The sequence below is a fragment of the Actinoplanes sp. CA-030573 genome (assembly GCF_050951115.1).
In the GTDB taxonomy this organism is placed as follows: Bacteria; Actinomycetota; Actinomycetes; order Mycobacteriales; family Micromonosporaceae; genus Actinoplanes.
Genome location: NZ_CP192038.1, coordinates 4,905,341 through 4,928,131, shown reverse-complemented (window position 1 = coordinate 4,928,131; position 22,791 = coordinate 4,905,341). Strand labels below are relative to the sequence as shown.

The following is a 22,791-nucleotide window of genomic DNA, read 5'->3' as shown; positions in this document are numbered from 1 at the left end:
GCCAGGTGCCCGGGCCGGGGGAACTTAACCCTAGGCGAACATCGCGGCGACTGTGACGCCGATCAACAGGCCGCCGGCCGCCAGCCCGATGCCGAACCTGCGGGTCTCGGGCAGGTACAGGCTGCCGCCGGCGATCAGCAGGAACAGCGGCACCCAGCCCCACACCGAGGAGAGACCGGGCACGATCGTGGACGGGCCGACCCGGGCGACGCACGGGCCGAGGCAGCCGGTGGCCAGGCCCGCGCCCAGGCCGGCGAGCAGGCCACGGTCGAGGAACGGCACCGGGAACGGCGGCGAGGCGACGGTCAGGATCGGGTCCTCGAGGCCGTGGCGGGCCAGCGTCACGACGTACCCGGCCGGATCGTGCGCCTCCAGAAGACGGCCGTCCAGACCCGCCGCGTCCTCGACCCGGCAGCCGGCCTCCCGCCACAGCTCGCCGACCACCTCGAACACCTCGTCGTCGCCCTCGGGCAGCCGGCCGCCGCGCAGCACCCGCCGACCACCCGGCGGCGTCTCGGGCGCGCGCAGGAACTGGGCCGGCAGCGGCTCGACACGCAGGCCCGGGTACGCGTGGACGGTCGCGGCCAGGCGCTGCTCCACGCCCTCGGCCGCCTCCGCCCGCGTCGGTCCCGCACTCTGCGCCACCTGCGCAGGATGTCGCAGATCGGGCCGTCAGGTGCCCGGTTCGGCCAGATCAGGCCGCCCCGTCCGCCACCTGGGCCACACGGGCGCGCAACCCGTCCCCGCCCTCGGGCCGCCCCCGGATCGCGCCGATGTCCCGGCGCAGCCCGTCCAGCCAGACGCGCAGGTCGGCGATGATGTAGAGGTCCTGGCCGAGGTCGGTGGGCCAGACCAGGCGCTCGGCGGTCACCGGTGACGGCACGACCGGCTCGTGCCGCGTCAAAGCTTCGGCGGCGTCGTCGTAGCGGGCGGCCACCTCGGCGGCGGCCGCCGTCAGCGGGGTGACCGACGGCAGCAGACCCCCGGCCGGGCAGGACCGCACGAGCGCTTCCGCCCCGCGTACGGCGTGATGCCCCGCGACCAGCGTGGCCTGCCAGTCCGGAGTGGCCTCGCCGTGCCGTTCGCTCTGATGTCGCTCGCTCTGATCTCGCTCGCTCTGATCTCGCTCGCTCTGATCTCGCTCGCTCTGGTAGAGCGCGAACGACGCCTCCGCGAGCTGACCGGCCAGCCGGGCCCGCGGCATCGCCGCCCCCGGCGCGTGACCGTCGGCCATCACCTCCACCGTCTCCCGGATGACGCCGGCCGCGGCCGCGATGAACGTGCCCGCCGCCCGGTGCAGCTCGCCGGCACCGCCGCGCGGCCACGCGAACAGGCCGATCAGCACGCCGATCGCCGCGCCCAGCACGACATCGAGCACGCGCACCTCGGCCAGCCGCCAGTCGACCGGCGTGACCTGCGCGAAGACCAGGGCGATGACCAGCGTGAACAGGGCCTGCGACCAGCCGATGCCGAGCAGCGGGCCGGCCGCGAAGCCGAACAGCATGACGATCGGCAGCACCACGGCGTAGAGGGTCGGATGCATGCCGGTCACCAGCAGCGCAGCGGCGACCAGCGAGCCGGCGACCGTTCCGGCCAGCGCCGGACGCAGGGCCGACCGGGTCTCGGCGGCCGAGGTCCGCAGCACGGTGAGGATCGTCAGCAGCACCCAGAACCCGTGCGAGAGGTCGAGGACGCCGGCGAGCAGGCGGGCCACCGCGAGCGCGGCGGCCAGGCGCAGGGCGCCCTGGAAGGCGACGGAGCGGGGGGTGAGATTTTCCTTCAGGCGGTGCCAGTAGAGCGAGGGGGTGCGGCGGTACGCGTACCAGAACGGACCCGGCTGAGCCGCGGCCGGCGTGGGATCCGGATGTCCCGGCTGCTCGCCCCCCGCGATCCGGATCGCAAAGATCAGGGTCTTGGTCCACTCCCCCAGCGCCAGCGCCAGCGCGCCGAGCCGCAGCCGCTCGGGCGCGATCCCGTCCGGGTCGGTGTTCATCCGGGCGGCCCGGAAGTCGGACAGCGCCTCGACCACGTGCCGCGTGTCCGGCAGCGGCCCGTCCCCGCGCAGCCACGCCGCCGCGGCGGCCGTGCACTCCGCGGTGCGGCGCAGCAGCCGGGTCGCGGCCGGCAGCGTCACCGCGTCCCGCTCGTCGGTGAAGAACAGATCGACGCTGCGGCCGAGCAGAAGCCGCGCGGTGCCGGCCGCGGCGCTGTAGGCCCGGTCCCGGCGCCCCGCCGAGGCCGGCCGCTGCAGGGGCGGCAGCCGCGAGGGCCGCAGCGCGTCGGCGGCGTCGGTGGCCTCCGGCAGCAACGCGGCCAGACGCTCGCGCCCGCGCGCGTCACCCGCCCACGCGTCGGCGACGGCCGCGAGGCATCCCGCGAGCGCCCCGACCGCGGCGCCGAGCTTCTCCCGGTACGGCGCCGGGGACGGGTCGGGCCAGAGGACGACCTCGGATACGGCCAGTAACAGGATCGCGAAGGTCACGCCGGCCAGGCGGTACGGCAGCGAGCCCGGGTCGTAGGGCGGGAAGCACGGCAGGATGTAGAGCAGCTGCATGCCGGCGGCCAGACCGGCCAGGCGGGGGCCGCCCACCCCCGCATAGCTGACCGCGAAGCCGAGCACGAACATCCCCGCCGTCGCCGCGACCGTGCTGAACGACAGCAGCGTGCCCAGGCTGACCAGCACCCAGACGACCGGAAGCACGGCGAGAAGCGTGCGCGACCGCTGCCGCGGCGAGCCCGGAATCTGCGAGAGGACCCCGAGCGCGACGGCGCCGAAGAGGGCATAGGGTGCCATGGCCGGGCGGTCGAGCGCGTACCGGCAGAGATAGAAGCCGAGGCAGGCGACCAGCGTGACCCGGGCGGCCCGGCGGACCGCGAGGAGCTGGGGATCGCGTCGCCGCAGCCACTGCATCGCCCGATCTTCGCATCCGGCCGCGGGTTTCGGCATGGCCGGTCGTGCGCCGCGTTGCCGGATTCCGGCATTGCGCGCAGGGCCGGTGGGGCGGCTGGTCGCCGCTGTCCGTCCGTTTCGGTCCGATCGGGGATGACTGTCGCCGTCGGCCGTCATGGGCCCCTGCCACGGTCTGCGAGGCCGTCCCAGCGGTGTCGCAGCATCACCACGGCCGACCCGAGGGTGCCGGAAGCCGAACCGGCCCTCCGCCGATGTCCGCGCCGCCACGAGACCGGGTGACCGTTTCGCACTCGACCGGCATGTTCGCCCCTCGGTAAGCGGGTCGCGCCGACGTCGCAGCGGCCCGGAGCCTACGGGCCGTCGCCGGGCGCGGCTTCCAGGCACATCTCCTACGTCATTTCCCCCGCCGTCATGCCCGTCCGTCGCCAGCACACTCACCGCCCGTCACTAGTGGGATTGCAACGCGACTGCCTTGGCGTCGATGGCCCTCGTTCAGCTGGTTTCTGCTCGTTTCTGCTTGTTTCGGCTCGGCTCAGCGATCGCCCACGCTGGACGACACCCCTCGTTCTCCTTCGCGCCGTAAGGGATGAAGAATTCGCGCGCCATACGAGCAGAAACTCTTCATCGCTTACTGGCGACGGTCCGTCCGGTAACCGCGCTAGCACGTTTCTCGGAATCGCCGGCCGTTTTCCACATCGGTGGTTCGTCCACAGGCCGGCAAGCGCGTTCGCGTGACCTTGGAATTCTTTCGCCACAATGGCGAGCGGGGGCTTCCCCCTGGGAGGGCGGGGTCGGCGATCTTGCGGGTTCGGGGTGAAACGGACCGTACTGGGCTTCGGCTGCCTCGGCCGACGTCACCGGCGTTCGGACTCGCCCGACCACTGAAGACTTCCTGCTCCCCACGAGCGGGAACTCTTCATCCCTCCCCCCGATACCGCACCGCCACCCCCCACGTCCCCACCCCCGCCGCGAGAAACATGACCGCCAACACCACCCACCCCGGCCCGCCATGGTTCACCGCCGTCGACGTCACCACGGCCGGGGCCACCGCCGTCCCCACCGCGAACCCGGTCTGGCTGATCCCCTGATAGACCCCGGCCGCCCGGGGATCGGCCAGCTCGAAGGCCAACTCCCAGCCCCCCGCCTCGGACAGAACCTCCCCCAGGCTGTGCGCCAGCACGGCCGGCACGAGGATCGCCACCGCCGCCGCGGCGACGACCCGGGAAGCGGCCGCATACAACCCGCACGCCACAACCAAGGCAACGGCGGCGGAGAGCACCACGCGACCCGCCGCCGGCACGTCACGGACCATCCGCGCGGCGCGCACCTGGCACAGCGCGACCACAACGGTGTTCAGCACCAGCAGCAGGGCCACGGTGGCGGCCGGCGCCCGGGTGTGAGCGGTCACCCAGAGCGGCATCCCGACGGTCAGCACGCCGAACTGGATGGTCATCACGGCGTTCAGGGCCGCCGCGGTCAGATACCGGCGGTCACGCAGCGGCGCGCGTACGGCGGCATCGCGCTGGTGACCGGGAAAGGGGGAACGCGGCGCAGGGCGATCACCGAGGACAGGACGAGCAGCGCGGCGGCGATCATCGCCAGGCGGTAGGCCAGCGGCGATCCGGCGGCCAGGGCGGCCGCGGCCAGCAGGGAGCCGAGGCCGACCGAGACGTTGGTGACCACGCGCAGGCGGGCGCGCACCTGCACCCGTTCGGCGCCGGTGAACTGACGCGCGAGCAGGGCGGACTGGGCGGTCCGCTGGGCGCCTTGCGCGCCGAGCGCGACGCAGGCGACCAGGACGAACGGGATGGCCGAGCGCACGATGCCGTACGCGCCGAGCGCCGCGCCCTGGCCGGCCGCGGCGCCGAGCAGGACCCGCCGGGCGCCGACCCGGTCGGCCAGATAGCCGGAGCCGAACGCGACGGCGATGCCGGCTCCCCCGGCGATGGTGAGGCCGATGCCGACGGTGGCCGGCGACAGGCCGATGACGGTGGTGAAGAACAGCGCGCTGACCGCGAACTGCAGGCCCTTGGCCAGCGACGCGGTGGCGGAGGCCCAGGCCAGAGCGGATTCGACCGGGCTCGTACGGGTGGTGAGCAGCACCCGTCAGTTGTCGCAGCCGGCGTCGGGCGGCGCGATCGATGTAGCGTATCGCTTCATGGTCATCCGATACCGGCTCGTCGGGCAGGACCTCGGCGGCGTCCGGTTCGCCATCTCGCCGCTCAACGAGCTCGCCCTGTCGCTGCGCACGTGGCGGGATCCGGGCCGGTTCCCGCTGCATCTGCCGTGGATCCGGCGGATGGAGCGGCAGCGCGGCCGGCTCGACGTGGCGACGCTGTCGCTGCTGGTCAACGACGACCTGTGGTGCCCGGACTTCGTGACGCCGATGCCGCGCTCGCCGCTGACCCGGCTCGAGGACGAGATGGCCGTGGTGGCCGCCACGCCGGCCGAGGTGGTGGCCCGCGACCTGCACGCGCTGCACGGGCCGGGAAGGCTGCCGGCCCCGCTGCGCGGACCGGGTGCTCTGCGGCGGATCGTGGACGCTCTCCACGCGTACTGGGAGGTGTGCTTCGCCCCGCATTGGCCGCGCCTGCGCGCCCTGCTCGAGGCCGATGTGACCCACCGCGGCCGGGAGATCGCCCAGCGCGGGCTGGCGGGGATGTTCGCCGGGCTGGCGCGGCGGGTGAGCATGGCCGGCGACGTGGTCGAGGTGCGCGTGCGGTCGAACGTGGACTATGCGCGCGACACGACGGGCGGGCTGACGCTGGTGCCGTCGATCTGGCCGAGCAGCGCCTCGGCCCCGATCTCGCCGCTCGAGCCGCCGATGATCATCTACGCGGCGCGCGGCGTCGGCACTCTCTGGGAGCCGCAACCGCTGCCGGCTCCGGGTGCGCTGGCCGCCCTGGTCGGCCGGCCGCGGGCCGGGCTGCTGGTGCTGCTCGCGACGCCGGCCTCGTCGACCGAGCTGGCCGCCCGGCTCGGCGTCTCGACCACGGCGGTCAACCAGCACCTGCGCGCGCTGCGCGACGGCGGCCTGCTGGTCAGCGCCCGGCACGGCCGGTCGGTGCTGTACCGGCGGTCCGATGTGGCCGACCGCCTCGTCGCCGGGTCATCTCCCGGGTGATCGGCGGCGCGGATCGCGACCGGCCTGGCGGCCATGACGTATCGTGCCGAGGGCGTAGCTTTCCGTCACCGTTCCGGGAGCCTGATGATCCGCCGCTGGCACCTCGTCGCGTTCGCCGTCCTCGCCACGCTCGCTCTGGCCTGCGAGGGCGGGGCGGGCGGGGCGACACCGTCGCCGTCGGCCACGGCCAAGGGCTATCCGGCGTCGATGGCCGCCCTGGGTGACTCGATCACGGCCGGCTTCGGCTCGTGCGGCACGTACCTGGCGTGCGGCCGCAACTCCTGGTCGACCGGCTCGGCCGACGAGGTCGACAGCCACTACCGCCGCATCCTGGCCCGGAACGGCAAGATCAAGGGGCACGCCCGCAGCTATGCCGAGCCGGGCGCGCGGGCGGCCGACCTCTCCGGCCAGGCCGCCCAGGCGGTGGCGATGAAGGCCGCCTACGTGACGGTCCTGATCGGCGCCAACGACGCGTGCGCCTCGACCGTCGCCGGGATGACCCCGGTGGCGTCCTTCCGCGACGCGGTCGACGAGGCGCTGACCCGGCTGAGGAAGGGACTGCCCCGGTCGCGTGTGCTGGTGGCCAGCATTCCGGACGTCTACCGCCTGTGGGATCTGGGCCGGAGCAATGCCTCGGCCGTACGGGTGTGGAGCCGCCTGCACATCTGCCCCGCGATGCTGTCCGCCCCGACCTCGGACGCGGCCCCGGACGAGGCCCGCCGCCGCGCCGTCCGCGACCGCATCGACGCCTACAACGATCAGCTGCGCGACGCGTGCCGCGCCTACGGCAAGCGCTGCCGCTGGGACAACGGCGCCGTGCACGGCGTCCGCTTCGGGCTCGACCTGGTCAACCACGTCGACTACTTCCACCCCGACGCCGAGGGCCAGAGGGAGATCGCCGACGTCACCTATCCGGGCCGCTTTACCTGGTGAGGGGATATTCCGTACCGGCCCCGAACACGACCCACCTAGACTTTCCAGCCATGCTCACCATGCAGGACGCCCTGGCCCGGTTGACCGCGTACTGGACGGAACAGGGCTGCCTGACCGTCCAGCCGATGAACACCGAGGTCGGGGCCGGGACGCTGAACCCGGCGACCTTCCTGCGGGTGCTCGGCCCCGAGCCGTGGCGGGTGGTCTACGTCGAGCCCTCGGTGCGGCCCGACGACTCGCGCTACGGCGAGAACCCCAACCGGTTGCAGACGCACACCCAGCTGCAGGTGATCCTCAAGCCCGACCCCGGCAACCCGCAGGAGCTCTACCTCGGCAGCCTGGCCGCGCTCGGCGTCGACGTGGCCGCGCACGACGTGCGGTTCGTCGAGGACAACTGGGCGGCGCCGGCGATGGGCGCGTGGGGGCTGGGCTGGGAGGTCTGGCTGGACGGCCTGGAGATCACCCAGTTCACCTACTTCCAGCAGGCCGGCGGCATCAACCTCGACCCGGTGTCGGTGGAGATCACCTACGGCATCGAGCGCATCATCATGGCGCTGCAGGACAAGCAGCACTTCAAGGAGATCGAGTACGCGCCCGGCATCTCGTACGGGGAGGTGTTCGGCCAGACCGAGTACGAGATGTCCCGGTACTACCTGGACGACGCCGACGTGGCCGCCAACCGGCAGCTGCTGGAGCTCTATGCGGCCGAGGCGCAGCGCCTGATCGATGCCGGACTTCCGGTGCCCGCGCACACGTACGTGCTGAAGTGCTCCCAGGCCTTCAACGTGCTCGATGCCCGCGGCGCCGTGTCGACCGCCGACCGCGCGGCCGAGTTCGCCCGGATGCGCCGGCTCGCCGCCGACGTCGCCCGGCTGTGGGTGGCCCGCCGCGATGAGCTGGGACACCCGCTCGGCCTGGTCGAGCCGCTCGCGCTCGCCGCGCCGCACGCCGCCCCGGCCGAGAAGAACGGTGTACGGCTGCTGGTCTTCGAGATCGGCACCGAGGAGCTGCCACCCTCGGAGTGCCGGGCGGCGCTCCAGTACCTGTCCGAATCGGTCACCGAGGGCATGAGGGGCACCCGTCTGTCCCACGGCGAGGTGCGGGTGTTCGCGACCCCGAGGCGTCTGGTCGCGGTGGTCGCCGACGTCGCGGCCCGCGAGGACGATCACGTACGGACGGTGCGCGGTCCCAAGATCGCGCAGGCGTACGCGGCCGACGGCAGTCCGACGAAGGCGCTCGAGGGCTTCGTCCGGGGCCAGGGTGCGGCCCTCGGTGACGTCGCCGAGCGGGACTTCAACGGCGTACGCCACGCGGTGGTGGAGAAGCACGAAGCCGGCGGCGCGGCAGCCACCGTGCTCGCCCCCGTGCTCGCGAAGGTGGTCGCCGGCCTGCGTGCCTCGAAGAACATGCGCTGGAACGATCCGCAGCTGTCGTTCAGCCGGCCGATCCGGTGGCTGGTGGCGCTGTGGGGCGACGACGTGGTGCCGGTGTCGGTGGGCGCGCTCGCGGCCGGCCGGACCACCCGCGTGCTGCGCACCTCGGCCGCCCCGCTGGTCGAGATCGAGTCGGCCGAGACGTTCATGGAGACGCTGGCGTTCAACGGCATCGTGGCCGACCCCGAGGACCGCCACGAGCTGATCGTGACCGGCGCGCAGGACCTCGTCTACCCGGACGGCCGCGTCGACGTGCGCGGCGAGGCGGCGCTGGTCGAGCAGATCACGTACCTGGTGGAGGCGCCGACGCCGCTGCTCGGCACGTTCGACGATAGCTACCTGACGCTGCCGGACGCGGTGCTGACCACCGTGATGCGCAAGCACCAGCGCTACCTGCCGGTGCGCGACGCCGAGGGCGCGCTGCTGCCGATGTTCGTGACGGTGGCGAACGGACCGGTCGACGTGGAGCTGGTCCGGGCCGGCAACGAGGCGGTGCTGCGGGCCCGCTACGAGGACGCGGCGTTCTTCTACCGCGCCGACCGGGAGCTGCCGCTCGCCGAGATGCGCTCCCGGCTGTCGCGGCTGACGTTCACCGACAAGCTGGGTTCGATGGCCGACCGGGCCGAGCGGATCGGCTCGCTGGCCGTGGAACTGGCCGGTGGACTGGGGCTGTCGTCGGCGACTCTCGACCGGGCGGCGCAGCTGCTCAAGTTCGACCTCGGGTCCCAGCTGGTTACCGAGATGACGAGCCTGGCCGGCGTCATGGCCCGCGACTACGCGCTGCACGCCGGGGAGCCGCGGGCGGTGGCGCAGGCCGTCTACGAGGCCGAGCTGCCCCGCCACACCGGCGACGAGCTGCCGGCGTCGCTGCCGGGCGCGCTGCTGTCGCTGGCCGACCGGCTCGACCTGGTGGCCGGCCTGGCCGCGACCGTGGGCCTGCCGACCGGCAGCAGCGATCCGTTCGCCGTGCGGCGGGCGGTGCTGGGCCTGATCGCGGTGCACCGGGCGCATCCGGCGCTGGCCGGCCTCTCGCTCGCCGACGGCCTGCGGGCGGCCGCGTCACGCCAGCCGGTGCCGGTCCCGGCCGGCGTGCTGGCCGCGGCGGCCGACTTCCTGGCCAAGCGACTGGAGCAGGCGTTGACCGAGGAGGGCAACCCCGTCGATCGCGTACGTGCGGTGCTCGTCCACGCCGACCGCCCGTCGACCGCCTCGGCCCTGCTGGCGCAGCTGGCCGAGGTGGCCGGCAACCCCGACTTCGAGGCCGTCGCCGAGGCGATCCAGCGGGCCCGGCGCATCGTCCCGGCGTCGACGCCGGCCGGCTACGACCCCGGTGTGCTGAAGGAGCCGGCCGAGGTGGCCCTGCACGAGGCCGTCACCGCGGTCGCGGCGGAGCTGGACGCGTCCGCGCCGGCCGGCCCTGACCTGCTCCGCTTCACCGCCGCCGTGTCCCGCCTGGTCGGCCCGCTGGCCACGTTCTTCGACGACGTCTTCGTGATGGCCGACGACCCCGCGGTGCGCGCCGCCCGCCTTGGCCTGCTCGCAACGGTCCGCGACCTGGGAAAGGGCGTCCTCGACTGGTCGGCGTTGCAGCCCCGCTAGGCGGCCGCCTCGCCGCCGGCACCGCGCCTGGTCGGCGTTGCGGCCGCGCTCGCCTCGAGCACGTCCTTCATCTGGGCCAGGCCGCGCTCGCCTCGAGAACGTCCTTCATCTCGGCCAGGCCGCGCTCGACCCGTGGCCGCACGTGGCCGGCCATCTCGTGCGGGAGCACGTCGGTCACCCAGACCAGGCGGGCCCGGTCGCCCTCGGCGAAGACCTGGAACGCGGCGTGGTGGTAGGCGAGCGGCATCCGCTGCCCGCCGACCACCGAGTAGGCCATCCGGCGCCGCTCATGGTCGACGGCGACGATCAGCTCGCGCACGACCGCGCCGTCGGGCATGGTCAGGATGCGGGTGTCACCGTCCAAGCGCGCGTCGGCCACGCGCCCGGGGAGAAGTCGCCGATGCACCGCGCCGACGTCCGCGATCGCGTCCCACACCGCCTCCGCCGGCGCCTCGACCAGCGTCTCCACGCGCACGCTGGCCATCAGCGACCCACCGCCGCGACCGCGCCGGACACTCGGCTCCCCCATCAGTTGCCGGCCAGGTCGGCCGGGGCGCGCATGTGCCACGCGTCGGTGACCAGCTCGGTGAGGCGCTCGGCCGGGCACAGCGGCAGCCGCAGCATCACCAGCGGCAGGCCGTCGTAGCCGGGCGTCGTGAAGAACAGGTCGGGCTCGCCCAGCACCAAGGCCTGCTTCTCGGCCTCGTCGCCGACGTAGAGGACCGCTATGTCGGTGCGGATCACGCGCGGCTTTCCCGGCCGGCGCTCCGGATAGGACCAGACGAAGCCCTTGTTGCCGACCCGGAAGTCGAAGCCGTCGCTGTCGATCTCCTCGACCCCGGGCAGCGACAGCGCCAGGCGGCGTACGTCATCGGCGTCGGCCACCGCGACAGACTACTCCCAGGTCGTCGCGTGCTTCTCGAAGTCCTCGCTGTGCTGGGGGATCACGCACAGGATGTGGCCGCCGGGCGCGCGCAGGATGCGGCACTCCAGCCACTGGTCGATCTGGACGGCGCCGAGCGCGAGCAGCCGGGCCGTCTCGGCCTCGAGGTCGTCGGTCTCGAGGTCGACGTGGTAGCGGGCCTCGGCGTCGACCGACTGGACGGCGAGCGAGAGGCCGGGCAGCGCGCCGGGCAGCCCGGTGAACTGCTCCTCGCCGGGCACGGGCCGGGCGGGCACGCCGAGCGCGGCCGACCAGAACGCGGCGGCGGCGGGCGCCTCGGCCACGGGAACGTCGATGAGCACGGTGGAGAGTCGGCTGCGATGCATTCCGGCAATCTACCGAAACCGCCGCGGAGCCGCCGGAGGCCTCCGAAGACCCGGCGAGCGGCTTCGGCCGACGCTTCCCGCGCCGTTTCCGTGATCGCCACACGACGGTCGCCGGCCGGTCGGACGAGTAACGTCGACTGCTGTCCGGGACCCCCGGCGAAGGTCGCCGGTGACCGAGTCCCGTGGAGGACCTCATGGCAGACCGACGTCAGGTGCTGCGCATGGGCGCCGTAGCCGTCGCCGCCCCCGCGCTCACCACGGCCATCGCCGTCCCCGCCGAGGCCGGGGCGCGCCACGGCCGTCCCGCAACGGAGGTGTTCGGGCACCGCGGCGCCTCCGGCTACCGGCCCGAGCACACGCTCGCCTCGTACGAGCTGGCGGCCCGGATGGGCGCCGACTACATCGAGCCCGACCTCGTCTCGACCAAGGACCACGTGCTGGTCTGCCGGCACGAGCCGGAGATCGGCGGCACCACCGACGTGTCGTCCCGGCCCGAGTTCGCGGGCCGGAAGAAGACCGTCCTGCTCGACGGGGTGAGCACCACCGGCTGGTTCACCGAGGACTTCACGCTGGCCGAGCTGAAGACGCTGCGCGCGGTCGAGCGGCTGCCCGCCGTGCGGCAGCGCAACACGATCTACAACGGGCTGTTCGAGGTGCCGACCTTCCACGAGATGCTGGCGCTGCGTGCCCGGCTGTCCCACGAGCTCGGGCGGAACATCGGCGTGATCCCGGAGACGAAGCACCCGACGTACCACCGCCGCCTCGGTCTTGAACTGGAAGGGCCGCTGCTGCGGGCGCTGCGCGGCTTCGGCCTCGACCACCGCGGCGCGAAGGTGTGGATCCAGTCGTTCGAGGCGGCGAACCTGCGCGCCCTGCGCCCGCAGACCAAGGTCAACCTGGTGTTCCTGACCAGCGCGTCGGGGTCGCCGTTCAACGACCCGAAGACCTATGCGGAATACCTGACGCCGGCGGGCCTCAAGGACCTGGCGCGCTACGTCAACGGCATCGGCCCGGACAAGGCGCAGGTCATCCCCCGCAACGCCGACGACACGCTGGGCACGCCTACGTCGCTGGTCAGGGACGCGCACGCGGCCGGTCTCAAGGTCATCCCGTACACGTTCCGGGCCGAGAACCAGTTCCTGCCGGCCGACTACCGGATCGGCACGAACCCGAACGACTACGGGCGCGCGTTCGACGAGCAGATCACGTACCTGAACGCCGGGATCGACGGTCTCTTCACCGACCAGGCCGACATCGGCGTGCTGGCCCGCCAGCTGCGGTAGTCAGGGGCGGGGGGACGCCGAGGCGTCCCCCCGCACCCCTCAGTGCTTGGCGACGATCGTCGGGTAGATGTGCTCGAAGCTCAGCGCCTTGCCGAAGCCGGTCGCCACGATGAACGTGATGCCGAGCAGGACGCCCAGCACGACGACGGCGAAGAGCGTGAAGCCGAGCGCGCGGCCGGCCGGGCGGGCCACCCCGCCGGCGTCGGACCAGGCCAGCGAGCGGATGCCGAGCGCGAACAGGATCGGCAGGCCGGCACCGAGCGCCAGGCCGGCGAGCAGGACGCGCCACGCGCCGTCGAGGGCGAAACCCAGGTTGTGCATGTCAGACCCTCTCGGCGACCCGCGGGCGGGCGGGCGCCGGCGTCGCCACCGGCTCCCACTCGTCGTTGACGTTGTGGCTGTCCACCGGGATGCGGCGCGAGCGCAGCCACATGCCGGCCGCGGCCGCCACCAGCAGCCCGAAGATCACCAGCGCGCCGGCCACGCCGCCGATCAGGTCGCCGACCCACCACATCGCGGCGCCGACCAGGCCGGCCGCGGGAAGGGTGATCAGCCAGGCGGTGACCATGCGGCCGGCCACCCGCCAGCGGACCTGGGCGGCGGGGCGGCCCACACCCGAGCCGAGCACCGAGCCGGTGGCCACGTGGGTGGTGGAGAGCGCGAAGCCGAGGTGGCTGGACGCGAGGATGACGGCGGCCGAGGCCGACTGGGCGGCCATGCCCTGGGCGGGGGCGATGTCGACCAGACCCTTGCCGAGCGTACGGATGATCCGCCACCCGCCGAGGTAGGTGCCCAGCGCGATGGCCACGGCGCAGGCCACCTTCACCCACAGCGGGATGCTCTTGGTGTCGGTCCAGTTGCCGGAGGCGATCAGGGCGAGCGTGATGACGCCCATCGTCTTCTGCGCGTCGTTGGTGCCGTGCGCGAGCGAGACCAGCGAGGCGCTGCCGATCTGCCCCCACTTGAAGCCGCGCTCCGCGTACCGGACCGCGATGCCTGTGGTGATCTTGAAGATGATCCAGGTGCCGGCGGCGGCGACCACGCCGGCGATGACCGGGGACATGACCGCCGGCAGCAGGACCTTGCCGACCACGCCGTCGAGCTTGGTGCGGTTGCCGTTCCAGTTCACCCCGGCCCAGCCCAGCCCCGCGATGGTGGCGCCGATCAGCCCGCCGAACAGGGCGTGCGACGACGACGACGGCAGGCCGAGCAGCCAGGTCAGCAGGTTCCAGATGATGCCGCCGACGAGACCGGCGAGGACGATCAGCAGCAGTGCCTCGCCGCCGTTCGCGGTCAGCGACCCCTTCGGCGTACCGTCCGAATTCTGGATCTTGACCACCGCGTTCGTCACGGTGAGCGCCACCTGCACCGAGAGGAACGCGCCGACCAGGTTGAGCAGACCCGAGAGGGCGACGGCGGTCTTCGGCTTGAGCGCCTTGGTGGCGATCGAGGTCGCCATCGCGTTCGCGGTGTCGTGGAACCCGTTGGTGAAATCGAAGGCCAGCGCCGTCACGACCACCAGGGCGAGGATGACCGAAGCTTGACTCACGTGGTGATGGTCGCCCGGATGGATGATCGCTGGCCAGAGGATGAACATCACCTTTTCGATGTTCCATCCTCGTTAACCGGATGTTTCCCTAATATGAACGTAGAGTAGTGAATCTTCTACGCATAGTGAACGGCCGAGGCTTGTCGCCTCGGCCGTTCACGTGAGGTTCATCATGCGGTCGGCGGGTCGGCCAGCGGCCAGCCGCCGGCCGCCAGGTGGGCCGAGACCCGGGCGACGTCCTCCGGGGTGGCCTCCTGCAGCATCGAGTCACTGATCATGGTCTCGATGTCCTCGCCGCTGATCGGGTCGTCGCTGAGGAGAGACTGCGCGGCCAGATCCTTGGCGATCTGCCGGATCTCGTCCTCGGTGAGCTTGCGGCGCAGCAGGCCGAGCAGGGCGATGTAGTCCTGCCGGGGCACCCCGGTGGGGTAGCCGGCGCGCAGCCATTCCACGCTGCGGGTCAGAAAGTTGGAACGGTCGCTCACGCGTGCTCCTGTCAGTGCTTGTCGACGATCGTCGGGAAGATGTGCTCGAAGCTCAACTGCGTGCCGAAACCACTGGCCACGATGAAGGTAATGCCGAGCGCGATCCCCGCCAACACCACCGCGAAGAGGACGTACGCGAGAACCTTGCCGGCCGGGCGCGCCCGGGGACCGGTGACGCCGTCGGCGTGCACCTGGGCCTCGTCACCGGCCCCCCACGCCAGGGAGCGGACCCCGAGCGCGAAGATCGCCGGCAGCCCGGCGCCGAGGACGAGCCCCGCGAGCAGGACCTTCCATGCCGCCTCGAACGTGAACTGCAGGTTGTTTCCCATGGTCGGATCCCCTCTCAGCCGGCCGTGCCCGCGGGAACCCGCTCCGGCGCCGGAGTGTCCTCCCACTCGTCGTTGACGTTGTGGTGGCCGACCGGCTCCCGGCGCGAGCGCAGGTACATGTACCCGGCCGCGGCGAGCAGCAGCACGAAGATCGCGATCGCGCCGGCGACGCCGCCGATCAGGTCACTCAGGTACCACATGACCGCGCCGACGACGCCCGCCGCCGGCATCGTGATCAGCCAGGCCGACACCATCCGGCCCGCGACCCGCCAGCGCACCTGCGCACCCGGTTTGCCGACGCCGGAGCCGAGGATCGATCCGGTGGCGACGTGAGTGGTCGAGAGGGCGAAGCCGAGGTGGCTGGACGCCAGGATGACCGCGGCCGAGGCCGACTCGGCGGCCATGCCCTGCGGCGACGTGATCTCGACCAGGCCCTTGCCGAGAGTCCGGATGATCCGCCAGCCGCCCAGGTAGGTGCCGGCCGCGATCGCCACCGCACAGCAGACCTTCACCCAGAACGGGATGCTCGAGGTGCTGATCCAGTGGCCGGAGGCGATGAGCGCGAGGGTGATGACGCCCATCGTCTTCTGCGCGTCGTTGGTGCCGTGCGCCAGCGAGACCAGCGAGGCGCTGCCGATCTGGCCCCAGCGGAACCCGCTCTCGGTGAATCTCGTCGCCACGCCGGCCACGACGCGATAGATCAGCCAGGTGCCGACGCCGGCCACGATGCCGGCGATCACCGGGGACAGCACGGCCGGGAGAATCACCTTGCCGACCACGCCGTCGAGCTTGGTGCCGTTGCCGTTCCAGTTGACACCGGCCCAGCCGAGGCCCGCGATCGTCGCCCCGATGAGCCCGCCGAAGAGAGCGTGCGACGAGGACGACGGGAGGCCGAGCAGCCACGTCAGGAGGTTCCAGATGATCCCGCCGACCAGGCCGGCCAGGATGATCACCAGGAGTGCCACGCCGCCGTCCGCGGTCAAGGACTCCTTAGGTGCGCCGCTCGACTCCTGCAGTTTGACGACCGCGTTGGTGACGGTCAGCGCGACCTCGACCGAGAGGAACGCGCCGATCAGGTTCAGCAGCCCCGAGAGGGCTACGGCCACCTTCGGCCGCAGCGCGCCGGTGGCGATGGAGGTGGCCATCGCATTGGCCGTGTCGTGAAAGCCGTTGGTGAAATCGAAACCGAGGGCGGTGACGATCACCAGGATCAGGATGACCGTTGACTCTGTCACACGGCCAGCCTCGCGCCGTAAAGGTCAGACTTGAAGGCCTGCAGGTCAGCGCAACGAGATTTCGACCGGCGTTGGTCAATGCACCACGCAGCGTTCGCCGACCCGTCAGCCACGGCGAGGTTTACGCCGCCGGCCGCCGGGTCAGAAGCGGATGCTCGCCAGGAAGTCGTAGCCGGCCTCGGCCGTCCTGAGCGCGTCGGCCGGGGTGCGCGGCGGGGTGCCGGCGTCGTCGCGCTCCACGATGTACTCGACCAGGCCGGCCTCCCGGGACCGGGCGAAGATGCGGCCGAAGTCGATCAGCCCGGCGCCCGGGTCGGCGAAGCTGCCGTTGACGTCGAGATCCTTGACGTGCACCTGCTTGATCCGGCCCCGCAGCTTCTCGATCAGGTCGACCGGGTCGCGCGCGCCCCGGAACGCCCAGAACAGGTCGACCTCGAGGTGGACCAGGCGCGGGTCGGTCTCGCCGGTGAGGATGTCGTAGCCGGTCCGCGAGGTCCCGTTCTGGCGCAGGAACTCGGCCTGGTGGTTGTGGTACCCGAAGTCGAGCCCGGCCCGCCGGGCCAGCGCGCCGGCCCGGTTGAGGTCGCGGGCGAAGGCGTGGTAGATCGCCGCGTCGCGGATCGGGCCGCCCGCGTTCTGCCCGAAGAACGGGTGGACGATGTACTTGTTGCCGACGATGTTGGCGTCCTCGAGCGCGGCCTCCCAGACGTCCGCGTCGAACGGCTGCGGGATGGCGACGTGGCCCGAGGTGGCGCGCAGCCCGGCATGGTCGAGCGCGACGCGGAACTGGGCGGCGGTGCGGCCGACGAAGCCGGCGTGCTCGACCCGGGTGTATCCGATCTCGGCGAGCTCGGCCAGGCTGCCCTCGAGGTCGATGCCGAGCTGGTCGCGCAGCGTGTAGAGCTGCACGCTGATCTGGTCCCGTGGCACCCGGTGCGGGCGGCCGTGCTGCCCCCCGGCCTGAGCGGCGCCGGCGATGCCCAGCGAGCCGGCGGCGCCGGCAGCGGCGGCGGCACCGAGGAGTTGGCGGCGGTTCAGTGACTGCGGCATTGCGGTCTCCTTCGAACGGCTGTCCTGGCGCAGACTAACCGCCGGTTTCGTCCACTGTGAAGGCAAGTTTCTTCAGATCAGGCAAAAGTTCGATCTGATCATGCGAAACGGGCCGGTCACGCACCGTGAGCACACAGGACCTTTTCAGATTTCTTTCGGTGCAGGTGCAACGCAATCGCGAGCCGGACGCGTCTTTCCCATGAAGACACCGGTTCCCCCGGGGGACAACTGAAGAGATTCAATTGAGGGGGACCACGAAATGCCATTGACGGGTTTCGAGGCGATCACGGCCGAACAACGGGAGGAGTTCCAGCGGGAGGGCATTCTGCTCATACGCGATGCGCTCACCGAGGAGCACCGGGCGCGACTGGAGGCGGCCGTCGATCGGGTCTATGCGGAGGAGCGCGAGGCCGGGCGGCTCAAACCGGACGGCACGCTGCATCTGCTCGGCTTCCTCGACAGCGACGAGGCGTTCGGCGAGCTGCTCACCCATCCCGGGACCTTCCCGTACGTGTGGGGCCTCGCCGGGTGGAACATCTACAGCCACCACAACCACCTCGACGTGACGCCGCCGCAGCCGGCCGAGGAGCCGCCGGGGTGGGGCTGGCACCAGGACGGCTACCGGCAGAACTCCGATCCGGAGTCGTTGTCCGGCGAGCCCCGGCCGATGCTCTCGCTCAAGGTCGCCTACGTGCTGTCCGACCTGTCGCGGACCGGGCGCGGGGCGACCAAGGTCATCCCGGGCAGCCACCTGAGCAACACGCTCGAGCGCACCGAGGCCGGCCGCGACCCGCGGGGCGCGGTCGAGATCACGGCGAACCCGGGCGACTGCTTCGTCTTCGACCGTCGGCTGTGGCACTCGCGGTCGGTCAACCGCAGCGCGGTCACCCGCAAGATGCTGTTCGTGGGATACACCTACCGCTGGATCCGCCCGCTCGACGACATGCCGATCGACCACGAGAGCGAATGGTGGCGAAATCGTACGCCGGTGCAGCGGCAATTGCTCGGCGAAGCAACCCACACGGCCAATCATTGGGGCGTGAACTGGGACGGCTACATCGACGAGAAGATCCCGCTGCGGTACGAGTTGTCGACCCGGGGCCTGCTCGACCGGGCCATTCCGTGGCTCCGCTAGCTCAATTGCTCCGTTAGCCACTCACGGAAAGTAGCCGCCGCCGGCCCCGCCCCCGGGCCGGCGGCTCACGCCTCGGGCGTCGTGGTCAGCAGATAGTCCTCGGCGTCCGGGCTCCAGCTCAGCCCGACCGCGCCGCTGGTGGCGGCGGCCTTGGTGAACTGCAGGAAGCTGCGGTAGCCGAGCTTCTTCTCGCTGAAGCCGGGCGTGACCTTGCGCACCTTGTTCTTGAGGCCGGAGAGCGCGACGGCGCCGTCGGGACCGGCCTCGTCGCGCACCACCGAGCGCAGCAGCGCGAAGGCGGCCTCACGGTCGCCGTGCTCGGGCAGCGTCACCTCGGGGTCGCCCTTGGCCGAGCCGGCCGACAGCTCGACGACGTTGTGGCCGGCCAGGTGCCGCAGCAGCTCGCCGAACGCGCGGAAGCCGTAGTCGGCCTCGTTGAAGGTCGGGTCCTTGCGCAGCAGCGCCCGCTTGAGCGACGACGCGGTGACCGGCCCGCTCGCGCTGCTCTGGATGCCGGCGACGGTCTGCGCGACCTGGGCCGCGAGCGAGTCGACGTCCTTCGGCACCTCCGCGCCGGCCGTGGGCTCCTCGGCGGGCGGCGGCTCCTCGGCGGGCGGCCGCGCCGCGATCCGCCCGTTCGGCGCCGGCGCGGACTCGGCCTTCGCGGCCGGGCGCCCGGTGGCGGGTGCGGGCGGCACGGTGTCGGACGTCGCGCCGTGGGGCGCCGCAGCGTCGGGCGCCGCAGCGTCGGGCGCCGCAGCGTCGGGCGCCGCAGCGTCGGAAGTCGCGGCGTCGGGCGTCGCGGCGTCGGAAGTCGCGGCGTCGGGCGTCGCGGTGTCGGACGGCGCGGCGTCGGGGCGGGTGGCCGGGCGCCCACGGCGGGGCCGGGGCGCAGGGGCCTCGACGCCCTCCAGCCGGTCGTAGTACAGGAACTCGTCGCACGCGGGCGGGAGCAGCGCCGACGTCGTCTTCTCGACGCCGACGCCGATCACCCGCTTGTTCAGCTCCCGCAGCTTGTCGACCAGCGGCGTGAAGTCGCTGTCGCCGGTGCAGAGCACGAAGGTCGAGATGTAGTCCCGCTCGAACGCCACCTCCAGGGCGTCCACCACCATCTTGATGTCGGCGGCGTTCTTGCGGGACGTGCCCATCCGCTGCGGTATGTCGATCAGCTCGACCCGGGCCCGGGTGAGCCGGCGCCGGTCCTCGTCGAAGAACGACCAGTCGGCGTACGCCCGGCGCACCACCACCCGGCCCCGCTCGGCCAGCGCGTCGGCGACCGGCCGCAGGTCGAACGCGGCGCCGCCGAGCGTCTCCCGGGCGCTGATCGCCAGGTTCTCGTAGTCCAGGAACAGGGCGATCCGCTCTTCTTGATCCACGGAGGTCAGCCTACGCGGTACGACGCGTCCGCCTCGGTGATGGCGTCGACCAGCACGGCCAGGCCCTCGCGCGCCTCCTCCTCGGTCAGCGTCAGCGGCGGGCCGATCCGCACGACGTTGCCGTAGAGGCCGCCCTTGCCGACCAGCAGCCCACCGGCGCGGCACCGGTCGAACACCTCCGCCGTGGCGGCCGGGTCCGGCTCGGTGGTGCCCGGGCGCACGAACTCCAGCCCGACCATGAGGCCCTTTCCGCGTACCTCGGCCAGGATCGGCAGGTCCAGCGCGCGCAGCCCGTCCAGCAGGATGGCGCCCACCCGCGCCGCGTTGGCCTGCAGGTCGTGCGACAGCACGTAGTCGAGGACCGCGTTGCCCGCCGCCGCCGACAGCGGGTTGCCGCCGAAGGTCGAGAAGCTGATCGCCGGCACCGCGTTCATCACCGCGGCCCGCCCGACGACGCCGCCGAGCGCGAACCCGTTCCCGATGCCCTTGGCGAACGTGATCAGGTCGGGCGTCACGCCGTGCGCCTGGTACCCCCAGAAATGCTCGCCGGTGCGCCCCCACCCGGTCTGCACCTCGTCCGCGATCAGCAAGATGCCCGATTCATGCAGGACCTTCTGGTACGCGCCGAGCACCCCGTCCGGAGCCGCGACGAACCCGCCGACGCCCTGGATCGGCTCGGCGATGAGCGCCGCCACGTCCCCGGAGGTGACCGTCGCCAGCACCTCCCGCAGATCGTCGACCGCCGCCTCGGCGATGTCGCCGGCCGACATCCCGGCCATCCGGCCCCGCAGCCGGTCCCCCGATGCCAGCCACGAGACGTTGAGCGGGCTGAGCGCGCTCGACGACCAGGAGCGGTGCCCGGTGATCGCCATCGTCGCGAACGTCCGGCCGTGGTAGCTGTTCTTGATCGCCAGGATCTGGTTCGAGCGGCGCACGTTCGTCGCCATCAGCAGCGCGGTCTCGTTGGCCTCGGTGCCGGAGTTGGTGAGGAAGACGCGCGCGTCCGGGATGCCGGAGACGCGGGCGATCTTCTCGGCCAGCTCGACCTGCTGCCGGATGAGGTAGAGCGTCGAGGTGTGCACGACGCCGGTCGCGAGCTGGGCGCGTACCGCCTCGTTGATCTCGGCCACGTCGTAGCCGATCATGTTGGTCAGCACGCCGCCGAAGAAGTCCAGGTAGGACCGGCCGGCCGAGTCGGTGACCCGCCGGCCCGAGCCGGAGACGATCTCGATCGCCTCGTCGCCGTAGTAGATCGGCATCCAGCCCGGCATGACCGCCCGGTGCCGCGCCAGCAGATCGTCGTCGCTCATGTCAGAAACCTCCGGTGGAGATCAGCGCCAGCCGCGCGGGTGCGGGCGGGCCCGGGCGCCGCTGCCGCGGCTGTCCAGGATGGCCGCCGACGCGAGCGCGCCGGCGAGGTCGTCGAAGCCGTCCGCGACCAGCCCGACCGTCACCCGGACGTGGTCGGTCGCGGCGGGAGTGACACAGAACGGCGTTCCGGGCGCGACCGCGATGCCGCGCGCCGCCAGCGACACCATGGCGATCTGCTGGTCGTCGACCGCCATCCACAGGTTGATCCCGTCGGCCGCGGAGGCGGTGACACCCCGTTCGCGCAGCCGGCTCAGCATCGCCTCGCGCCGGCCGGCGTACGCGTCGCGCGCCGCCGCCACCTGGGCGACCGCGACCGGGTCGGTGAGCAGGTCGAGCAGCACGGCCTGGAGCAGGCGGCTGGACCAGCCCGGCCCGAGCAGCCGCCGGTCGGCCACCGCCGCGACGATCGGGGCCGGACCGCCGATCGCGGCCAGGCGCAGGTCGGGCCCGTGGCTCTTGGAGAAGCTCGCCACGTGCACCGTCCGGGCGCTCAGGTGCCGGCCGAGGCTGACCGGCGGCGCGCCGGCGATGTCGCCGGCGTGGTCGTCCTCGACCACCACCACGTCCGGGAAGCCGGCGAGCACGGCGGCGAGCGCCGCCGCGCGGGACGGCGACATGCTCACGCCGGTCGGGTTGTGGGCCCGCGGCTGCAGGAACAGCGCGACCGCCGGGTGCCCGGTGAGCGCCGCGTGCAGCCGGTCGGGGACGATCCCGTGGTCGTCCATCGGCACCCCGATCACCGACGCGCCGACGGTCTGCAGGAGGTCGAGCAGCGGCGGGAAGGCCGGGTCCTCCACGATCACGTGGTCGCCGAAGCTGACCACCTCGCCGATGATCCGGTCGATCGCGTCGAGCGCGCCGTCGACCACGGTGAGGCCCTCCGGCGGGAACGGCCAGCGGTTGCGCAGCACGGTCTCGAGCATCGGCAGCACCGGCTCGTCCAGGTAGCTCGTGGTCAGGCGCCCGTCGCCGATCCGCTTGAGCGCGTCGGTCAGATCGGGCAGCAGGTCGTGGTCGGGAATGCCGGTGGACAGGTCCCACCGGGTGGCCGGCGACGGGCCCATCTGCGAGTAGCGCCAGCTCTGCCGGGGCACGACCGGCGGGGACACGAACGTGCCGGAGCGCCCGCGGGTCTGTATCGCGCCGGCCCGGGCCAGGCTGCGCCACGCCTCGCTGACCGTCGTCGGGCTGACGCCGAGCTCCCGCGCGACGTCGCGCACGGTCGGCAGACGGGCGCCCGCCGGCAGCGACCCGGCGCTGACCAGCCGGCCGACCGCCGCGGCTATCCCCCGGGCCGTGCGGTCCTCCACCGCGCCGGTGATGAGCGCCAGCAAGCGACCCCCTCCCCCTGACGACCGGTGACGTACGGGCGATTGTCCGCCCGCAGGTGTGTCGTTAGTGTCCTACGGCCGCGGCCGGGCAATCAAGATCATCAGAGCCGCGAATCTCTTTCGAGCTCCGCCGATCGGCCGGGCGCCCCCGACCGCTCATCCAAGAATGGCAAATCGCGTTGCCCGACCAGGTGACTGACATTGCGGCCATTTTCCGCCGCTCCCTACGGTGAGGACGCAACGCATTTATCGCGATCGGAGAGGGGCCTGACATGCGTCGTCGCGCCTGAATTCGCATAGAGGCGGCGACTCGCGAGAAATCGCAGGTCGCCGCCTCGGCATTTCCGTCCCGTTGTTCCCCCATCGCCTTTTCCGACG

21 protein-coding genes are annotated in these 22,791 nt (G+C 72.4%); 5 read left to right on the top strand and 16 right to left on the bottom strand.

Going from position 1 to position 22,791, the window contains the following annotated elements:
• Nucleotides 1-30: 30 nt before the first annotated feature.
• The 4 genes from ACQP2F_RS22865 to ACQP2F_RS22850 all read right to left on the bottom strand — a co-directional run bounded on the left by ACQP2F_RS22865 (nucleotide 31) and on the right by ACQP2F_RS22850 (nucleotide 5,014).
• On the bottom strand, nucleotides 31-645 hold the full coding sequence (locus ACQP2F_RS22865) for a hypothetical protein (RefSeq protein WP_433307198.1): 615 nt from the start codon (nucleotides 643-645) through the stop codon (nucleotides 31-33).
• 49 nt (nucleotides 646-694) lie between these two features.
• Complete coding sequence (locus ACQP2F_RS22860) at nucleotides 695-2,911, bottom strand: FUSC family protein (protein WP_433307197.1); 2,217 nt, start codon at nucleotides 2,909-2,911, stop codon at nucleotides 695-697.
• A gap of 916 nt (nucleotides 2,912-3,827) precedes the next feature.
• The gene (locus ACQP2F_RS22855) at nucleotides 3,828-4,364 is read right to left on the bottom strand and encodes a hypothetical protein (protein WP_433307195.1); all 537 of its coding nucleotides are present in this window, start codon (nucleotides 4,362-4,364) and stop codon (nucleotides 3,828-3,830) included.
• Between the two features lie 23 nt (nucleotides 4,365-4,387).
• Nucleotides 4,388-5,014, bottom strand: coding sequence for an MFS transporter (locus ACQP2F_RS22850; RefSeq protein WP_433307193.1), 627 nt, complete (start codon nucleotides 5,012-5,014; stop codon nucleotides 4,388-4,390).
• Between the two features lie 55 nt (nucleotides 5,015-5,069).
• Between ACQP2F_RS22850 and ACQP2F_RS22845 the strand changes: the two genes are divergently transcribed.
• From ACQP2F_RS22845 to ACQP2F_RS22835, 3 genes are all read left to right on the top strand, one after another.
• Nucleotides 5,070-6,035 (top strand): helix-turn-helix domain-containing protein, encoded by a 966-nt coding sequence (locus ACQP2F_RS22845; RefSeq protein ID WP_433307191.1) that lies wholly within the window; start codon nucleotides 5,070-5,072, stop codon nucleotides 6,033-6,035.
• An 84-nt stretch (nucleotides 6,036-6,119) separates the two neighbouring features.
• The gene (locus ACQP2F_RS22840; RefSeq protein ID WP_433307189.1) at nucleotides 6,120-6,968 is read left to right on the top strand and encodes an SGNH/GDSL hydrolase family protein; all 849 of its coding nucleotides are present in this window, start codon (nucleotides 6,120-6,122) and stop codon (nucleotides 6,966-6,968) included.
• Between the two features lie 50 nt (nucleotides 6,969-7,018).
• On the top strand, nucleotides 7,019-10,000 hold the full coding sequence (locus tag ACQP2F_RS22835; RefSeq protein WP_433307187.1) for a glycine--tRNA ligase: 2,982 nt from the start codon (nucleotides 7,019-7,021) through the stop codon (nucleotides 9,998-10,000).
• A gap of 67 nt (nucleotides 10,001-10,067) precedes the next feature.
• Here ACQP2F_RS22835 and ACQP2F_RS22830 read toward each other — a convergent pair whose 3' ends face one another.
• Genes ACQP2F_RS22830 through ACQP2F_RS22820 form a run of 3 tightly spaced genes read right to left on the bottom strand, consistent with a single transcriptional unit; the run spans nucleotide 10,068 to nucleotide 11,269 of the window.
• Entirely contained in the window at nucleotides 10,068-10,484 is a 417-nt protein-coding gene (locus tag ACQP2F_RS22830) for an SRPBCC family protein (protein ID WP_433307185.1), read from the bottom strand.
• A 44-nt stretch (nucleotides 10,485-10,528) separates the two neighbouring features.
• Nucleotides 10,529-10,885 carry an MmcQ/YjbR family DNA-binding protein gene (locus ACQP2F_RS22825; RefSeq protein ID WP_433307183.1) on the bottom strand — a complete coding sequence of 119 codons (357 nt, stop codon included), beginning with the start codon at nucleotides 10,883-10,885 and terminating at the stop codon, nucleotides 10,529-10,531.
• 9 nt (nucleotides 10,886-10,894) lie between these two features.
• A complete protein-coding gene (locus ACQP2F_RS22820) occupies nucleotides 10,895-11,269 on the bottom strand; it encodes a VOC family protein (RefSeq protein WP_433307181.1) in 375 nt (124 codons plus the stop codon).
• A 194-nt stretch (nucleotides 11,270-11,463) separates the two neighbouring features.
• Here ACQP2F_RS22820 and ACQP2F_RS22815 point away from each other — a divergent pair, with 194 nt between their 5' ends.
• A complete protein-coding gene (locus tag ACQP2F_RS22815; protein ID WP_433307179.1) occupies nucleotides 11,464-12,552 on the top strand; it encodes a glycerophosphodiester phosphodiesterase in 1,089 nt (362 codons plus the stop codon).
• A gap of 39 nt (nucleotides 12,553-12,591) precedes the next feature.
• On the opposite strand, the gene ACQP2F_RS22810 is transcribed toward ACQP2F_RS22815, so the two are convergent.
• The 6 genes from ACQP2F_RS22810 to ACQP2F_RS22785 form a co-directional block, all read right to left on the bottom strand.
• Nucleotides 12,592-12,873: a hypothetical protein gene (locus ACQP2F_RS22810; protein ID WP_433307177.1), complete on the bottom strand. Its 282-nt coding sequence runs from the start codon at nucleotides 12,871-12,873 to the stop codon at nucleotides 12,592-12,594.
• Nucleotide 12,874: 1 nt separating this feature from the next.
• Nucleotides 12,875-14,149, bottom strand: coding sequence for an anion permease (locus ACQP2F_RS22805; protein WP_433307584.1), 1,275 nt, complete (start codon nucleotides 14,147-14,149; stop codon nucleotides 12,875-12,877).
• 122 nt (nucleotides 14,150-14,271) lie between these two features.
• On the bottom strand, nucleotides 14,272-14,586 hold the full coding sequence (locus ACQP2F_RS22800; protein ID WP_433307175.1) for a DUF3349 domain-containing protein: 315 nt from the start codon (nucleotides 14,584-14,586) through the stop codon (nucleotides 14,272-14,274).
• A gap of 11 nt (nucleotides 14,587-14,597) precedes the next feature.
• Nucleotides 14,598-14,915, bottom strand: coding sequence for a hypothetical protein (locus ACQP2F_RS22795; protein ID WP_433307173.1), 318 nt, complete (start codon nucleotides 14,913-14,915; stop codon nucleotides 14,598-14,600).
• 14 nt (nucleotides 14,916-14,929) lie between these two features.
• Nucleotides 14,930-16,150, bottom strand: a complete 1,221-nt coding sequence (locus ACQP2F_RS22790; protein ID WP_433307171.1) for an anion permease — start codon at nucleotides 16,148-16,150, stop codon at nucleotides 14,930-14,932.
• Nucleotides 16,151-16,291: 141 nt separating this feature from the next.
• Complete coding sequence (locus ACQP2F_RS22785) at nucleotides 16,292-17,200, bottom strand: sugar phosphate isomerase/epimerase family protein (RefSeq protein ID WP_433307169.1); 909 nt, start codon at nucleotides 17,198-17,200, stop codon at nucleotides 16,292-16,294.
• Nucleotides 17,201-17,459: 259 nt separating this feature from the next.
• Here ACQP2F_RS22785 and ACQP2F_RS22780 point away from each other — a divergent pair, with 259 nt between their 5' ends.
• Nucleotides 17,460-18,335: a phytanoyl-CoA dioxygenase family protein gene (locus tag ACQP2F_RS22780; RefSeq protein WP_433307167.1), complete on the top strand. Its 876-nt coding sequence runs from the start codon at nucleotides 17,460-17,462 to the stop codon at nucleotides 18,333-18,335.
• Nucleotides 18,336-18,400: 65 nt separating this feature from the next.
• On the opposite strand, the gene ACQP2F_RS22775 is transcribed toward ACQP2F_RS22780, so the two are convergent.
• From ACQP2F_RS22775 to ACQP2F_RS22765, 3 genes are read right to left on the bottom strand one after another with little or no spacing between them, the layout of a single operon-like run.
• A complete protein-coding gene (locus tag ACQP2F_RS22775; RefSeq protein ID WP_433307165.1) occupies nucleotides 18,401-19,711 on the bottom strand; it encodes an NYN domain-containing protein in 1,311 nt (436 codons plus the stop codon).
• A gap of 5 nt (nucleotides 19,712-19,716) precedes the next feature.
• Nucleotides 19,717-21,021, bottom strand: a complete 1,305-nt coding sequence (locus ACQP2F_RS22770) for an aspartate aminotransferase family protein (protein ID WP_433307163.1) — start codon at nucleotides 21,019-21,021, stop codon at nucleotides 19,717-19,719.
• 21 nt (nucleotides 21,022-21,042) lie between these two features.
• Nucleotides 21,043-22,416: a PLP-dependent aminotransferase family protein gene (locus ACQP2F_RS22765; protein ID WP_433307161.1), complete on the bottom strand. Its 1,374-nt coding sequence runs from the start codon at nucleotides 22,414-22,416 to the stop codon at nucleotides 21,043-21,045.
• Nucleotides 22,417-22,791: the final 375 nt, after the last annotated feature.